Annotated in this window: 13 protein-coding genes; 9 read left to right on the forward strand and 4 right to left on the reverse strand. The window is 60.2% G+C overall.

All coding sequences use genetic code 11. From position 1 onward, the window contains the following. Positions 1–544 (forward strand): transcriptional regulator (locus tag KGB07_RS23865; RefSeq protein ID WP_223466722.1); only part of this gene is annotated, 544 nt, incomplete at its 5' end. A gap of 22 nt (positions 545–566) precedes the next feature. Here KGB07_RS23865 and KGB07_RS23870 read toward each other — a convergent pair. Together KGB07_RS23870 and KGB07_RS23875 are read right to left on the reverse strand one after the other, a co-directional pair. Beyond that, a complete protein-coding gene (locus KGB07_RS23870) occupies positions 567–1,868 on the reverse strand; it encodes an ATP-binding protein (protein ID WP_223466723.1) in 1,302 nt (433 codons plus the stop codon). A gap of 4 nt (positions 1,869–1,872) precedes the next feature. Continuing rightward, positions 1,873–2,574 carry a response regulator transcription factor gene (locus tag KGB07_RS23875; RefSeq protein ID WP_007985461.1) on the reverse strand — a complete coding sequence of 234 codons (702 nt, stop codon included), beginning with the start codon at positions 2,572–2,574 and terminating at the stop codon, positions 1,873–1,875. 221 nt (positions 2,575–2,795) lie between these two features. Between KGB07_RS23875 and KGB07_RS23880 the strand changes: the two genes are divergently transcribed. The 5 genes from KGB07_RS23880 (at position 2,796) to KGB07_RS23900 (ending at position 9,477) form a co-directional block, all read left to right on the forward strand. Next, entirely contained in the window at positions 2,796–3,953 is a 1,158-nt protein-coding gene (locus KGB07_RS23880; RefSeq protein ID WP_223466724.1) for an efflux RND transporter periplasmic adaptor subunit, read from the forward strand. A 15-nt stretch (positions 3,954–3,968) separates the two neighbouring features. Continuing rightward, entirely contained in the window at positions 3,969–7,067 is a 3,099-nt protein-coding gene (locus KGB07_RS23885) for an efflux RND transporter permease subunit (protein WP_223466725.1), read from the forward strand. A 180-nt stretch (positions 7,068–7,247) separates the two neighbouring features. Then, positions 7,248–7,889 (forward strand): DUF1345 domain-containing protein, encoded by a 642-nt coding sequence (locus KGB07_RS23890; protein WP_046042120.1) that lies wholly within the window; start codon positions 7,248–7,250, stop codon positions 7,887–7,889. A 75-nt stretch (positions 7,890–7,964) separates the two neighbouring features. Then, positions 7,965–8,804 (forward strand): AraC family transcriptional regulator, encoded by an 840-nt coding sequence (locus KGB07_RS23895; RefSeq protein ID WP_046042121.1) that lies wholly within the window; start codon positions 7,965–7,967, stop codon positions 8,802–8,804. A gap of 52 nt (positions 8,805–8,856) precedes the next feature. Next, on the forward strand, positions 8,857–9,477 hold the full coding sequence (locus tag KGB07_RS23900) for a LysE family translocator (RefSeq protein WP_223466727.1): 621 nt from the start codon (positions 8,857–8,859) through the stop codon (positions 9,475–9,477). A gap of 21 nt (positions 9,478–9,498) precedes the next feature. Here the strand turns inward: KGB07_RS23900 and KGB07_RS23905 are convergent, their stop codons facing one another. Further along, a complete protein-coding gene (locus tag KGB07_RS23905; protein ID WP_223466729.1) occupies positions 9,499–11,694 on the reverse strand; it encodes a fibronectin type III domain-containing protein in 2,196 nt (731 codons plus the stop codon). A gap of 79 nt (positions 11,695–11,773) precedes the next feature. Between KGB07_RS23905 and KGB07_RS23910 the strand changes: the two genes are divergently transcribed. The 3 genes from KGB07_RS23910 to KGB07_RS23920 all read left to right on the forward strand — a co-directional run bounded on the left by KGB07_RS23910 (position 11,774) and on the right by KGB07_RS23920 (position 13,335). Further along, positions 11,774–12,001, forward strand: coding sequence for a hypothetical protein (locus tag KGB07_RS23910; RefSeq protein ID WP_046042124.1), 228 nt, complete (start codon positions 11,774–11,776; stop codon positions 11,999–12,001). A gap of 250 nt (positions 12,002–12,251) precedes the next feature. Next, entirely contained in the window at positions 12,252–12,536 is a 285-nt protein-coding gene (locus KGB07_RS23915; RefSeq protein WP_046042125.1) for a helix-turn-helix transcriptional regulator, read from the forward strand. Positions 12,537–12,588: 52 nt separating this feature from the next. Continuing rightward, a complete protein-coding gene (locus tag KGB07_RS23920; RefSeq protein ID WP_052960569.1) occupies positions 12,589–13,335 on the forward strand; it encodes a response regulator transcription factor in 747 nt (248 codons plus the stop codon). A 126-nt stretch (positions 13,336–13,461) separates the two neighbouring features. Here the strand turns inward: KGB07_RS23920 and KGB07_RS23925 are convergent, their stop codons facing one another. Then, positions 13,462–16,662 (reverse strand): RHS repeat domain-containing protein, encoded by a 3,201-nt coding sequence (locus KGB07_RS23925; RefSeq protein ID WP_223466731.1) that lies wholly within the window; start codon positions 16,660–16,662, stop codon positions 13,462–13,464. Positions 16,663–16,685 lie beyond the last annotated feature (23 nt).

Below are 16,685 nucleotides of genomic sequence, written 5' to 3' on the forward strand. Positions count from 1 at the left end.
GCCCTCACCCGCCCGCCCCGGGTTCAATCGACGCTGGTTCCTGGCCGCCGCGGCCGGGCTGCTGGCCGGCGGCGTGCTGGCGGACCGTTTGTTCCTCGGCTGGCAAGCGAGTCAGCAGACACACAACTGGCGCGGCCTGGTGGCCGATTACATGGCGCTCTACGTGCCAGAAACCCTGGATCACTTGCCCGCCGATGAAGCCGCCCAACGGGCACAACTGCGCACCATCGATGCGCGCCTGGGCCTCGATCTCGCGCCGGCAAAACTGAGCCTGCCCCGTGCCGAGTTCAAGCGTGCGCAAATCCTCGAGTACGACGGCGTGCCCATCGCCCAGATTACCTACCTCGATCCGGTGCACGGCCCCATGGCGCTGTGCGTCACCCGCTCCAACAGCGGCAGCCGCCATTTCGCCCGGGAACAGCGGCGCGAGCTGAACATCGTGTATTGGGCTGACATGGAACACGCCTGGATGCTGATCGGGCATCAGCCGATGGCGGATCTGGAGGAGATGGCGAAGCTGTTGCGCGGGCGGTTGAGCGCGTGAGCAGCGCTATCCCGAGCGCCAGTCAAGCCGAAGCCGGCAACCACAACCGAAACCGCGCCCCGCCCAGCGGCGAGGCTTCTACCGTCAGTGTGCCGCCCTGGGCCTCCAGTGCGCGGCGGCTGATCGCCAGTCCCAGGCCGAAACCACCCGTGGCGCGGTCGCGGCTGCGGTCGAGGCGGTAGAAGGGTTCGAAGATCCGCTCGCGCTCGTCGTCCGGAATGCCGATGCCGTCATCGTCGACCCAGATTTCACAGCCGCCGGCATCGACCTGCACACCGATCTGAATACGCTTCTCGCAGTAGCGCATGGCGTTGCGCAGCAGGTTTTGCAGGGCGCGGGCGGTCAGGCGCGGGTCCAGGCTGAAGCGTTCGAACTGGCCGTGCAGCAGCACGTCGATGACGATTTCCGGGGATTCCTGTTCTTCGTCGACGCTGCCGAGAATGCTGTCGATGAATTCATCCAGCGACACTTCGACCTGCTCCGGCAGCCGCGCCGGGTTTTGCAGGCGACTGTAGGACAGCAGCTCCAGTACCAGCTCATCGAGTTCACGAATGTGCGCCACCAGGCTTTGCAGGCGCTCACGGCTGGCCGCCGGCAAGTCGTCGGACAGGGCCAGCGCCAAGCCGAAGTCCAGGCGCGTCAACGGCGTGCGCAATTCGTGGGACACCGCATTGAGCAAGTCCCGCTGCTGGTTGAGCAGGTTCTCGATATCGCCGGCCATGGTGTCGAACACACTGGCCAGGCTGCCGATGTTGGAACTCGGGGAGATTTGCGTGCGCTCGCCCAAGTGGCCCTTGCCAAAGCGTTCGGCCGCGCCCTTGAGGCGTTCCAGGTCACGCCAGTGCGGGCGCAGCCACAGCAGCAGGCACGCGAGCATGGTCGCGCCGATCAGGACGTTGATGCTCCAGTACAACAGGTTGACGTCCAGCGGGTCCGGTGGCACGACCATCTGCACCACGGTGCGCTCATTCAGCGGCGCGACCGCCAGCGTGCGCCAGCCCCAGTCGCCCACGCGCACGACGTTCTCGCCGCGGCGCAAGCGCTGCCGTTCATCAGGGGTCAGGCTGCTGTCGTCATTGCTGCTGAGCACGATGTGCAGAGGAGAGAAGTCCTTGTCCATTTCAGCGGCCAGGGTCGGCCACTGTTCGGCCGGGACCCCGTGGAACTGTTTGACGATCAGCGTTTGCAGCCCTCGCGAGTAATCGAGGTTGTAGGTGACAAAGCGCTCGTGGAACACCTTGACCACCAGATCCGGCACCAGGTAGATCGCGGCGCTGAACGAGACGATGGTCACCAGGTACAAACGAAAGAGGATTCTGAACATCGGCTCAGCATTCCCACTCGGAACGGCTGAACAGGTAACCCTTGCCCCACACGGTCTTGATCTTGCGCGCCTCTCCTGCGTGGTCGTCGAACTTGCGTCGCAGCTTGGAAATCGCCACGTCCACCGAACGGTCGGTGCCGTTGAATTCGATACCGCGCAGGCGTTGCAGGATCTGGTCGCGGCTCAACACTTCGCCGGCATGCCGGGCCAGCACCACCAGCAGGTTGTACTCACCGCTGGACAACTCCACCAATTGCTCGCGCCAGGTCACGGTGCGTTCGGACAAATCGATGCACAGGTTGCCCATCAGAATGCGGTCGTTGGCGGTCTGCGGCTCGCTGAGGCTGCTACGGCGCAGCAAGGTCCGCACCCGGGCCAGCAGCACCCGCGGCTCGCAGGGTTTGGTGACGTAGTCGTCGGCTCCCATTTCCAGGCCCAGGACCTGGTCGTGGCTGTCGTCGCGGGCGGTAAGCATCAGGATCGGCAAGGTCGCCGAATCGGCACGCAGCAGGCGACAGACTTGCAGGCCGTCGAGGCCGGGCAGCATCAGGTCGAGGATCACCAGGTCCGGCGGATTGAGCCGCGCACGTTCGCGCACATGGTCACCGCGACCGATCACGCTGACGGAATAACCGTTGCGTTCCAGGTAGCTGGCAATCAGTTCGGCGAGGGCGGTGTCGTCTTCGACCAGGAGGATGTTGGGCATGGGGTGTTTCCAGAAAGTGCTTTAGCGTCTGTTCCGGCCTCTTCGCGGGCTTGCCCGCGAAAGCGATCTCTCAGGCGCAATAGAAATCAAGAACTGAAGGATATAGCCCTCACGCCCATCTGAGTAAAACCCTTACACAATTTCACACAGCACCAACAAAGCTTCACCGCTACCCTCGCCTTCGCCCAGTAGGATGCTGGGGGTCTTTATTGGGGTATTACATGTCGAAGAATCTGCTTGCCAGGCTCAGTCTGATTGCACTGGCGTTGACACTGGGCGCGTGTGACAAGTCCTCGAACGCCGAGGAACAGGCGCCGCTGGCCACGGTTCGCATCGAGACCATCGAAGCGCGGCCACTGACCATCAGCAGCGAACTGAGCGGGCGGATTGCCGCACCGCGCATGGCCGAAGTGCGTGCCCGCGTGGCTGGCGTGGTCTTGCAGCGCACCTTCCGCGAAGGCAGCGACGTGAAACAGGGCGATGTGTTGTTCCGCATCGACCCCGCGCCGTTCAAGGCTGACCTGGACAGTGCCGAAGCGGCGTTGCGCAAGGCCGAGGCCAATGCGTTCCAGGCCAGGCTGCAGGAGCAGCGCTACGCCCAGTTGATCGACGACAAGGCCATCAGCGGTCAGGACTACGACAACGCCCGGGCTAACGCACGGCAAACCGCCGCCGATGTCGCGGCCAATAAAGCTGCCGTGGAACGGGCGAAGCTGAACCTCGGATACGCCACCGTCACCGCGCCGATTTCCGGGCGTATCGGTCGCGCGCTGGTCACCGAAGGCGCACTGGTCGGGCAGAACGAAACCACGCCGCTGGCGCTGATTCAGCAACTGAACCCGATTCACGCCGACCTGACCCAGTCCACCCGTGAACTCAACGAACTGCGCCGCGCCTTCCGTTCCGGCCAGTTGCAGCAGGTCGGCCAGGACCAGGCCAAGGCCACGCTGATTCAGGATGACGGCAGCCTCTACCCGCTGCCGGGCAAAATGCTGTTCAGCGACATCACTGTCGACCCCGGCACCGGCCAGATCATCCTGCGCAGCGAGTTCCCCAACCCCGACCTCGACTTGCTGCCCGGCAGTTTCGTGCGCGTACGCCTGGAACAAGCGGTCAACCAGCAGGGTATCAGCGTGCCGCAACGGGCCATCCAGCGCGACAGCGCCGGCATCGCCCAGGTGCTGCTGCTCGACGCCGAACAGCGGGTCGGGCAACAACCGGTCGAACTGGGCGCGGTGCAGAACGACCGCTGGATCGTCACCGGCGGCCTGAAAGCAGGCGACCGTATCGTCATCGAGGGCCTGCAGCACGCCCGTCCCGGCGAGAAAGTGCAAATCGACGACACCCCTCTTCCACTTGCCCAGGCGACTGGTCAGTAAGCAGGACGCTTCTTTATGCCGCAGTTCTTTATCGACCGCCCGGTGTTCGCCTGGGTGGTTGCCCTGTTCATCCTGCTGGCCGGTGCGCTGGCTATTCCGCAACTGCCGGTGGCGCAATACCCGGATGTTGCGCCGCCACAAATCGAAATCTACGCCGTGTACCCGGGCGCTTCGGCGCAAACCGTGGACGAGAGCGTGGTCAGCCTGATCGAGGAAGAGCTCAACGGCGCCGATCACCTGTTGTATTTCGAATCACAGAGCAGCCTGGGCAGCGCCACCATCAAGGCCACTTTCCAGCCGGGCACCAACCCGGAACTGGCCCAGGTGGATGTGCAGAACCGCCTCAAAGCCGTGGAGTCACGCCTGCCGCAAGCGGTCATCCAGCAAGGATTGCAGGTGGAGAAAGTCTCCTCCGGTTTCCTGCTACTGATCACCCTGACCTCCAGCGACGGCAAACTCGACGACGTGGCGCTCAGCGATTACCTGGCGCGCAACGTGATGAACGAGGTCAAGCGTCTGGACGGCGTCGGCAAGGCGCAGTTGTACGGCGCGGAACGGGCGATGCGGATCTGGATCGACCCGCAGAAACTGCTCGCCTTCAACCTGACGCCGGCGGACGTCAACACCGCCATCGTCGCGCAAAACGCCCAGGTGTCGGCGGGCAGCATCGGCGATCTGCCGACCCGCACCACCCAGGAAATCACCGCGACCATTCTGGTCAAGGGTCAGCTCTCGACCCCCGAAGAGTTTGCCGACATCGTCCTCAAGGCCAATCCGGACGGCTCGACCGTGCGCATCACCGATGTGGCGCGGGTCGAGATCGGCAGCCAGGAATACCAGTTTTCCACGCGCCTGAACGGCAAGCCGTCCACCGCCGTCGCCGTGCAACTGTCGCCCGGTGCCAACGCGCTGAACACCGCGACCCTGGTGCGGGCGAAGATGGATGAACTCAAGCGCTACTTCCCGGCGAACGTCGAGTACTCGATCCCGTACGACACCTCGCCTTTCGTCAAGGTTTCGATCACCAAGGTGGTCTACACCCTCGGCGAGGCCATGCTGTTGGTGTTCGCGGTGATGTTCCTGTTCCTGCAAAACATCCGCTACACGCTGATTCCGACCCTGGTGGTGCCGGTGGCGCTGATGGGCACCTTTGCGACGATGCTGGCGCTAGGGTTTTCGATCAACGTGCTGACCATGTTCGGCATGGTGCTGGCCATCGGCATTCTGGTGGACGACGCCATCGTGGTGGTGGAGAACGTCGAGCGGATCATGGCCACCGAGGGCCTGTCGCCCAAGGAAGCCACGCGCAAGGCCATGCAGCAGATCACCGGGGCCATCATCGGCATCACCCTGGTGCTGGTCGCAGTGTTCATTCCGATGGCGTTCATGCAGGGCTCGGTCGGGGTGATTTACCAGCAGTTCTCGCTGTCGATGGCCACCTCTATCCTGTTCTCGGCCTTCCTCGCCCTGACCTTGACACCGGCCCTGTGCGCGACGTTGCTCAAGCCGATTGCCAAAGGCGAGCACCATGAAAAGACCGGGTTCTTCGGCTGGTTCAACCGTCGCTTCGAACAACTGACCGACCGTTATCAGGGCTGGGTCGCCTACGCGTTGAAACGCACCGGGCGCTACCTGCTGATCTACGGCGTGCTGCTGATCGGTCTGGGCCTGGCTTTCAGTCGCTTGCCCTCCTCGTTCCTGCCGGTAGAAGACCAGGGTTACACCATCACCGACATCCAGTTGCCGCCGGGTGCGAGCAAGAATCGCACGGTGCAGGTGGCCGAGCAGGTTGAAGCGCACAACGCCGGCGAGCCGGGCATTCGCGACAGCGTGGTGATTCTGGGTTTCAGCTTTTCCGGCAGCGGGCAGAATGCGGCGCTGGCGTTCAGCACGCTAAAAGACTGGTCCGAGCGAGGCAGCGACGATTCGGCGGCTTCGATTGCCGACAGGGCCAACGTCGCCCTCAGCCAGATCAAGGACGCGGTGACGTTTGCCGTGCTGCCGCCGCCCGTGGATGGCCTGGGTACGTCCAGCGGATTCGAGTTTCGCCTGCAGGATCGCGGCGGTCTCGGCCATGAAAACTTGATGGAAGCCCGCACCGAATTACTCGCGGCGGCGCAAAAAAGCCCGATCCTGATGAACGTGCGTGAAAGCGCCCTGGCCGAAGCGCCGCAGGTGCAACTGGTGGTCGACCGCAAGCAGGCCAACGCGCTGGGAGTGTCCTTCGCCGACGTCGGCAACGTGCTGTCCACGGCCGTGGGCTCGGCCTACATCAACGACTTCCCCAATCAGGGGCGGATGCAGCGCGTGGTGGTGCAGGCCGAGGGCGACCAGCGCAGCCAGGTGGAAGACCTGCTGAAGATCCACGTACGCAACACCCACGGAAAAATGGTGCCCTTGTCAGCCTTCGTGCAGGCCAAGTGGACCCAGGGCCCGGCGCAGTTGACCCGCTACAACGGCTACCCGGCGATCAGTATTTCCGGTGAACCGACCCTGGGCCATAGCACCGGTGAGGCCATGGCCGAGATCGAACGGCTGGTGGCACAAGGTCCGGCGGGCCTGGGCCAGGAATGGACCGGGTTGTCGCTGCAGGAACGTTTGTCCGGCAGCCAGGCGCCGATCCTGCTGGGGCTGTCGCTGTTGATCGTGTTCCTGTGCCTCGCGGCGTTGTACGAGAGCTGGTCCATTCCGACCTCGGTGCTGCTGGTGGTACCGCTGGGCGTGCTCGGTGCGGTGCTGGCCGTGACCTTGCGCGGGATGCCCAACGACGTGTTCTTCAAGGTCGGGCTGATCACCATCATCGGTCTGTCGGCGAAGAACGCGATCCTGATCATCGAGTTCGCCAAGAGCCTGTACGACGAAGGCCACGACTTGGTCGTCGCCACCCTGCAAGCGGCACGCCTGCGATTGCGGCCAATTGTCATGACCTCCCTGGCGTTCATCCTTGGCGTGGTGCCGCTGGCGATCGCCACCGGCGCCAGCTCGGCGAGCCAACAGGCCATCGGCACCGGGGTGATCGGCGGGATGATCACGGCGACGCTGGCCGTGGTGTTCGTGCCGGTGTTTTTTGTGGTGGTGATGAAACTGGTGCGCAAACGCCACAAAAACACCTGACAAAACAATAACCTCTGTAGGAGCGAGCCTGCTCGCGATGGCGGACTATCAGTCAACATCATCGTCGACTGACACACAGCTATCGCGAGCAGGCTCACTCCTACAAGGAGACCTCTGTGGTTTCAAGATTGTGTTCACCTGGGCTAAGGTGTTTGCAAAGCCCCAACCCATCGAGCCTCCATGTCCTTCCTCACCCGCACCCACCCTCGCCTGTCCGCCGCCATCCTGCTGGGCATCGCGGTGGGCATTCTGGTTCCATCGGATTCGCCCATCAGCAAGATCCTCTTCGGCTGGAATGCCGGCGTCTGGATCTATCTGCTGCTGATGCTCTGGCTCACCGTGCGTTCGAAAGCGCCTGATGTGAAACGCATTGCCGAAATCGAAGACGAAAACGCCGGGCTGGTGCTGGCGCTGGTGTGCATTGCGGCGCTGGCCAGCCTGGCGACGATCACCTTCGAACTGGCCGGCAGCAAAGACCTGGAAACCACGCGCAAGCTTTTGCATTACGGCTTCACCGCCCTGACCGTCATCGGTTCATGGCTACTGATCGGGGTCATCTTCAGCCTGCATTACGCCCGACTTTATTACATCTGGGACGGCAAGGAGCCGGCGCTGCGTTTTGCCGAAGGGCTGACGACCCCCAACTACTGGGACTTCCTGTACTTCTCGTTCACCATCGGCGTGGCGGTGCAAACCTCGGATGTCGGCGTGGCCACGCGGGACATGCGCAAGATCGTGCTCGCGCAGTCGTTGATCGGTTTTGTGTTCAACACCGCGATTCTCGGGTTCTCGATCAACATCGCCGCCGGCCTGTTCGGCTGATGACTGCACAAACGTTCTAGGCATGGCCCTGGCCGAGGCGTTAAATAGTCCGGCAAACCGTTTCGCAGGTGCCCCATGAGTGCTCACAACTGGATCGACCTGGCCCAGGATGCCGACACCGGCATCGAGACCCTGCGCGCGCATTTCGAAGGCCACGCCTACGACCCGCACTGGCATGACAGCTATCTGGTGGGCGTCACCGAGCAAGGGGTCCAGCAATTCAATTGCCGACGGGCCAGGCACCAGAGCACGCCGGGCAAGGTGTTTCTGCTTGAACCGGGTGACATCCATGACGGTGAAGCGCCGACCGCCGACGGTTTCACCTACCGCATGCTGTACCTCGACCCACAGTGGTTGCAGCGCGAACTCGGCGCCGTGTTCGATCATGCCCCCGACAACAGCCAGCTGAGCTTCGCCGCCACTCTGGCCAGCGATGCGCGCCTGGCCCAGGCCACCAGCCTGGCGTTTGAGACCCTGCATCGCGGTGAACTGAAGATCGTCCGCCAGACCGCCCTCGACGGCTTGCTCGAACGCCTGACCAGCCATTTGCACTGGCGCGCCCGCGATGGCCAGGACCCGCGTCTGCCACGGGTGGCGCAGAAAGCCCGGGAATACCTGCATGCCAACGCGCAATACGACATCGGCCTCGATCAACTGGCAGTAGTCACTGGCGTCGACCGCTTCCGCCTGACCCGCGCGTTCAAGGCGGCCTATGGAATGGCGCCCCACGCGTATCTGGTGCAATTGCGCCTGGCCACGGCGCGGCGGATGCTGGCCCGTGGCGAACAGCCGGCAGCGGTGGCGATGGCGCTGGGCTTTGCCGACCAGAGCCATCTTGGGCGCTGGTTCATGCGCGCCTACGGCCTGACGCCGGCGCTGTACCGCAAGCGCTGCTCAAATCTTCCAGACAGGTAATACCGGCGACTGTGAAGATCAACGTACTGATTTTCACCGGAGTCTGCCTGCGATGCTGTCCTCTTTCCCGACGTTGCTGCCCTTTCTGCTGTTCGCCTTTGTGGCGTCGATCACCCCCGGTCCGACCAATATTCTGGTGCTGAGCAACAGCGCCCGATTCGGTTTGGCCGCTGCGGTTCCGATCATCCTTGGCGCTTGCGCCAGCGCCGCGATGCTTGTGCTTTTGGTGGGTACGGGTGCCGGTTCTTCACTGACTCAATGGCCCCAGCTGCAAACGCTCATGCAGTGGGCTGGCGTGGCATGGCTGAGTTTTCTGGCCTGGCAAATCTATCGCGCCCCTGCCGTTGCCATTGCCACTGCCACTGCCACTGCGCAGGCCGGGCAGCGCCTTGGTTTGCTCGGCGCGGCCGGCTTGCAATGGATCAACCCGAAAACCTGGATGATGGCGCTGGCGGTGGTCAGTGTGTTCGCCGGGGTGGGTGAAGACCGGCTTGTGCATGTGATGTACCTGTCCCTGGCGTTTTTCCTGATTTCATTGCCCTGCCTCGGGGTTTGGGCATTGCTCGGCGCGGGCTCCAGCCGTTGGTTGCGCTCACCCCACGCGATGCAACGGTTCAATCGCTTCATGGCGCTGTTACTGCTGGGTTCGGCGTGGTTGAGTGCATTGGCGTGATCTGGGAAGCCAGGCCTCGCGCTAAGGTTTCGGCAAGACCTGGACATACACCCAATCCGACACAACGTCTGCTGCAAAACGACTGCACACGGCGATATTGAGTGGCAATCCGGGGATCAGGTTGAACAGGGTGTGTTCTGGCTGGATAACGTCGGTTGGCGTCCACAGCACACTGACCCTGTAGCCAATCGGCGAAGGCCCCAATGGCGGGTCCCAGACAATGGAGACCCTGTGGCTTTCATTCTCCGTGACGTGCAGATTGCGCGGTGAATTTGATGTATCGCCTGTGGTGAATGTCGCGGTCACCGGGGCAGACAGTCCTCCTGCTCCACTGCGCGCCCGGACCTCCACGCGGTAAGTCTTTCCGGGCTCCAACAACGAGAAGGTGTATTCCATTTCACGGGTTGCACCAACGAACCAACCATCGCAGGCAACCAGGTAATCGGCCACGGCCACGTTGCCCGCCGGGATCGACCATGCCAGCGTTGCGCCAGTGCCCGTAATGCCGGTAACTTGCAAAGAGGATGGCGTGTCCGGACACGCACCGATCAAACAATCGGCTGGCGACGAAACGTTGTTCCCGCCTGCACGTGCCCGAACCGAAAACAGGTACTGGCGATCGGTGCTCAAGCCGGATATTTCGCACGGCGGTCGCGCCACGTTGATGGTCGCGATGCCGGCTCCGGATACCTCATAGCCCACGGCATTGGGACACAAATCGCACCTTTCGTAGGAATCGTCCCAACTGAGCAACACGGTTGTGGCGGTGTTGCGAGTGCAACTCAAGTTTCCGGGCGCGCAGATGCGGACGCCATCGTAAGCCGGTGTGTTGAATCGCTTCGACACGAACCCGGAGAAATAGTCCCCCAAGCCGTATTTCCCGATGCCTTTGGCTCGCACTTTGGCTTCATACCCGCTCTGCTCGATCAGCCCGGTGATCCGGCAGGTGCTTTCGGTTTGCGTCATCAGAAGCTGATTGCCCAGATAAATCTCATATTGCGTCTGTGTCGTGTAATCCGCATTCGCACGCCAGCTCAAGCGCGCTGAATCATCTGTGAGTCCATCGACGGAAAGGTCTTGAGGGGCCTGAAAAGTTGGGGTCGACGCACTGGCCAGGGAGGGTTCGGATTCACCACTGGCATTGGTTGCACGCACCTCAATGAAATATCGAGTGTCGGGACGCAGGCCTTGAAAGCGATGGTTCATGTACGGCGTGGCTTCTGTAGCGAAAACCTCGCGTTGCGCAGTTTCGATTCCGATGCTGACCAGGTAGCCGGCCGATTGCGGTGGGGCCCAAACGATACTGACAGCATCATGGGTGGTGACGACGTGCAGGCTGCCAGGTTTGGGAGGCAGTGGCGGGCCATCAAGGGTCTTCTGGGTGGTGCGTGCCGGGGCTGATTCACCGTTGTGGTTACGAGCACTGACCTCGATAAAATAAAGCGTATTTTTGATCAGGTTTTCCAGCGGATGCCGCAATAGCTGCGTGGTCAGCGTCGTCACGGGACCACCGGGTTCTACTCCAAAACGAATCACATAGTCGACCGCACCGATGGAGGCAGACCACTCCACGGCCATCGCTGAAATGGAAGCGGTCGCTCGCAGCCCCCCAGGCATTGAGGGCACCTGCAACGTCTGTTGGGTTATGCGCGCCGGTGCCGAGTCGCCCACATTGTTGGATGAACGAACTTCGAAGTAATACAAGGTGCCCGCGCTCAATCCATTGAACGTGTACGCCATGCTCATGGTTGTTTCGTTGCGAATCACCGGTCCACTGGGTGCCCGGCCATAGCTGAGCTTGTAGATGGAGGCGTTCGCGGGGCCGGACCAGGTCAATGAGATGGTGTCCTTCGTAGGCGCCGTGGCGAGATTCGTCGGGCTGGCCGGCAGCGAGGATGCGGGTTTGGTGGTGGCCTGCGCATCCTTGCTGCCGGGAGAGACCTCGCTACCCTTGAGCCCGAAGGCTTTTATCGTGTATCGAGTATCAGGTTTGAGGCCGGTGAGGACATAGCGTAATGAACTGATCGGGACATCGAACCCGCCGACCATCCCCCCTTCTGTCTCCCACAGCAATCGAGTACCGGTGTGCCCGCCGCCGGCCATGTAACCCCAAATGACGCTGATGGACGACTCTGATTGCGGGGTCGCAGCAATCGTGACCGGAAGAGCAACATATGTCAGTTGCGGCAATGCGGATGGATGTTCACGGTCGACCACAGCACAGTCCTCAGGCAATGATTGTTATGCCTGCCATTAGATATTGCTTGCTGTTACGGCACCACTGACAGAACTGTTAGTGGAACGCCTGGTTCTTTCTGCTACTGGCAACCCGAAGCCGTTGCAGATCACCGGCAGCAACCTGGCAGGCACCTGCCAGGCGTTCAATTCGACGGACGGGCATTACACCGCACGCGGGATCGGACTGTGCCCATCCGTTTTTTTTGCCCGTGCTTTTTTCGGCACACCCGCTGGTGTCCACGACAAAAAAGCCCGTCCAATCAAAAAATTACCACAAGGTACGTAGGCTTCATGAGGACGGCGATGTCTCCTACAAATCAGGATGCATTAGCCGACAGTCTTTTCGCCGGTTCTCAACTAAAGTCGGCCACCTGTAATTTCTGACAGGTTCCATGAGGGTTTTATCGCGCTATAAGGGAGTCGTGCCTACAGCCTATATCCGTGTCTGTAGGGCGGCCGCGCGAACCACACCTTCATGCAGTAGGAGGATTCCGCCGCGCCCACGCCGTCAATGATGATGAATGGGAGATTCAATTATGTATCGCACCAATTCCGTGTCAGTTCGATCATCGCCAACTGCTGTCAACTTCGTGCCCCGGGAGAGCAAGCCACCACAAGCGATCAAACTCACCACCCGGGAAAAGGAAATCCTGCAGTGGAGCGCCGCCGGCAAGTCGTCATGGGAGATCGGCCAGATCGTCAGTTGTACCGAGGCCGGTGTGAATTATCACTTTTGCAACATTCGCCGAAAATTCGGTGTGAGGTCGCGCTGGATCGCCATGGTCATGGCGCTGGAGCAGGGTTTGATTCATATGCCTTGAACCGGTGTCTCCACAGTGGTCTGCGTGTCATCGCCCTCTGTTGAGACATTTCATGAACCCGCATCAAACGCCTCATTGCTCAACTCCTTCAACCCCCAGCGACAGTGCCTGTGACGATACGCCCGTATCGTACGGGCACCGCCCCGGCAGCCCGCTACGCATCATCCTCGCGGACGATCACCCGGTCGTGCTGGCGGGAGCCGAAATCGCCCTGTCCACGCCGACGCCACCGGCGCTCTCGATTGTGGCCAAAGCCCATAATGCCAAAGAGCTGATCGGGCTTTTGCAGCACACCCCCTGCGACCTGCTGATCAGCGACTACTCGATGCCCTACGCAGGCTTGCCCGATGGATTGGCCTTGATGGGTTACCTCAAACGCCACTTCGGCCATATCCCGATGATCGTGATGACTACGCTGCGTAACCCTTCACTGTTGCAAGCGCTGCTCAACACAGGCGTTGGTGGTTTGTTCGACAAGCGCAGCCCCCTGAGTGAGCTGAAGCGGGCGGTGCAAACGGTGGTTAAAGGGCGTCTGTACGTGTGTCCAACCTTTGCCACCCTGCTGGAAACCCACGCCTTGCCCGCCAGCGGCACACGCCTGCCACTGGCCAGCCTTTCCGAGCGTGAACTGGAGGTGGTGAGGTTGTTTGTCCAGGGGTTCTCCGGCCGGCAGATTGCTGCGCAGTTGAACCGCAGCGAAAAAACCATCAGCCGCCAAAAAAGAACCGCCATGGACAAGTTGGGACTTGACCATGACGGTGGGTTGGTTGAGTTTGCGCGGGTGAGTGGGTTGGGGTGAGGGTTTGTTATTAATCAGCCTGACAACTCGCCATGGTTAACATGTAATGGCTGGCAAAAAACTGGATGGCTGTTAGCACTTTCGGTGCCATCCAGTTTAGTCGGACAGATAAATACGCGATGTAGCTTACCCCCTATAGCCAGGTTTCTGATTGTCTCGCTTAATAGTTTTAGGTTTACCTCCGGCAATCGCATTTTCCTGATTTTTCTTATACTGTCGATCTTCTATAACCCTACTGAACACTTCCTCTTTCTGCCCCCTAGTCTTTTCAGCGATCCTTGAGAATTCGTTCAACTTATCTTTTAACAACTGCGCACCATCTTTAGTGATTCCTGGCCTACCGACATGCTCTCCCGCCCACGTATGAATGAATCTTACGTCAGAAACCTTTTCTTTCGCGAATTCTAAAACCTCACCGAAACTTAATTCACTTTTAAGATTCTCTGAGCCCTTGTATTTGGCTAAAAGTTCACTATTTTCACCATGCGCTCTAACATCCGCGCGCAATTCTGAATATTCCTTATTTCGATATCTGGCAACCTTGCCCAGTTGACTTACATGTTTCTCCTTAATATCAAACACCGATGCAGGGCGTTTTTTAGTATTTTCTAACAGCATCCTAGCCACGTCTGGATTAGCATGGGTCCTGGTAGTAGGTCTAAACACCCGAAGAAAATTCCCAAACACTGAATGCCCATCCGGATCCGCACTCAAAACCGGCTCCCCCTCACAATACGCATACGCATTCACCCCACCCTCCCCAAACGGACTGAAACTGTCCGGGCTATGAAACTTCATCAGCCGAGGATTATAGGCGCGGTACCCATTACCCAGCAGTTGCCAGCCCGTTTGCGGCTCGCTGAATTCGCCGTTGTAACCCAAACCCGCAATCACCGGCTGTTGCGCACTGGGGTGACCATAGGGCGTAAACGCTACGTGATTGGCCCTGCCGCTGGCGACCTCACTCAATAACGTGTTTTTCTGATCAGCGACCAGCATCAACGACTTTGGGTCAGCACCTGCCTGGTGCTCGGCGAGCACAACTCCATCGCCGCGCAGGAAGCTTATGCTGTTGCCACCCTGTTTAAGACTGGTCAGTTCGCCGCCCTGATAAAAACGCTGCTGCTCCCCATTGCCACTGTCGACCCCGGACAAGGTGTCCAACGGATCGTAGCGATAGCCACTCGGCGATTCGCCCGGCAAGGCGCTGACACTGACCAAACGGCTCAGCGCATCGTATTCCAGCACCCGACGCACTTCATCACGAATCAAATTGCCGTTCTCGTCATACTCAAGTTCGATGACAGCGGGATACCCGTCAGCCGAGGCCGAGTTGGTCACTTTTGACAGTTGGGCCGGGTCGACACCCGTGTAGCTATAAACGGCGTTATTGGTACTTCTGGTGCCGCCGGGGCCCTGATACGTTGTGGTTACACGAGTCAGGTTATCCATGGCGTCGAACCTGAACAGCTGACTGATAATGGCTTTCCCATATGGATCCACCGGGGGCTGGCTGCCCTCGCACTGATAAAGCACCAGGCGCCCGCGCGGATCATATTCATAGGTTTCATCACGCAGCAGTGTCGGGCCTTCGCGCAGCGTTCTGCGCATCAACAGGTCGACTTCGTTGTAGACCTGCGTCAGTTGTTGCTCGATGCCGTTCAGATCGAAGGTACGTTTTGTCTCACGCCCCAATCCATCGTGTTCCAGGCTGATGGTCACATGTTGCCCACTGGCGCTGTCCCGAGTACTGATCGTGCTCGGTTGCCCCAGGCTGTCATACGTAAAGCTTGAAGAGGTGGTGCCCAGTCGGGTGTGTTCCAGGCGCCCTGCCAGGTCATAGGTATAGGATTGGGTCTGCTCAAGTACGTCGGTGTAGTTCAGCAACAGGCCCTGGCGACTGTAGTCGTAGTGCATGATGTCGACATTGCCGTTCTGAACCCGTGACTCGCTTTTGACCTCACCGGTGCTGAAGTATTGGCGAGTCAACTCCAGCCCTTCTTCCTTGCAACTGACCAACCGCGCATTTTTACCGTCGCGCACGTATTGAGCCGGTTCTTTATCAGGCAGGCGTCGCATGCTGGGCTCCTCGCCCAGTTGCGGCTGATAATCATAGGCAATCTCCTGATTGCTGGCGGTGATGACCGTCGCCGGACGGGTTTGCCCCGGTTTATAGGTAAAGCGTTGCCTGCGCCCTCCTGTGACAGACTCGCTCATGCGATCCAGGCCATCGAACGTTTGCTCGCCAAGTACGATACCGTCAACGCTGATTTGCGTCGGCAAATCTTCGGAACTGTGTTCGGCGTAACGGCGTTGTACAACAGCGCCGCCGGGCAGAATATTGGTGATCAACCGGTCAAACGAATCGTACTCGTATTGCGTGGTGGCATCGCGGGCATCGGTCTCCTCGACGGTGCGTCCCAGCCCGTCATAGCCATATTGGTGCTTGCCGACCAGCGTTTCGTCGGTCTCGAACCGCTCGACACGATCCGGCTTTTCGAACAAATTCAGGTACGTCAGCGTCTTGCCGCTGACCTTTTCTGCTCCCTCGCTCCAACTGCTCTGGATCGGCCCTTTCCACTGAGCGCTACCTATCGGGTTGGTGCGCTCATGGACCTTCACGCCGTCCGGCCCCGTGACACTGCACTGCATGCCCCACGCGTCATATTCCAGCTTGCTGGTCAGGGCGACCTGTTGTGCACCCCTCCAGTCGTATTGAGTATCCTCGATCAAATTCTCGAACAGGTCGTAACGTGCCGCCCATGTCTGCCGATACGCCTCGGCGCGCAGCGGATTGTCCGCATCCTGGCGTTCTTCGTACACCGGGCGGCTGAGGCCATCGACAAGACTACGGGTCTTCACCCCTTTGACATCGGTCACCACCTGACTGGCCTGCTGTCCATCCAGCGATGTCAGGAAGTACTCGTACTGGCGCGTGGCTTCGAATTCCGCCTCGCCTGGTGCGACGGTTTCACTGACTACCCGAATCAGTGAATCGTAGGTGTAGCGAATTCGCACTTCATTGTCGTCTCGGCTCAGCAATGGCTGTCCGTGAAGCAATGAGTCTTCACTGATGATGGTTTTTCGGACTTCCTTTGTGCCGGGTACATCATCAAAACCTCTGAAAGTTTCAGTGGTTTGCAACACGGCTTCTCCAGCCAGTGCGCTGGTGAGCCTTTCGTATGCGTAGGAAGCGGTGCTGGTCTTGCCATTGAGGGTGGTCTGCTGAGTGACCGGGCGGCCGTGCAGGAACGCATCGCCGGGCAGTTCGTGGTAGCTGCGCCGGGTCTCTTGCAGGAGCGTTTCGTTGCTGCCATCGAGGTGCACCAGGGTCTCGCTCTCGATCGCCA

The organism is Pseudomonas sp. GL-RE-26 (assembly GCF_019956275.1).
GTDB classification, from domain to species: Bacteria; Pseudomonadota; Gammaproteobacteria; order Pseudomonadales; family Pseudomonadaceae; genus Aquipseudomonas; species Aquipseudomonas grandcourensis.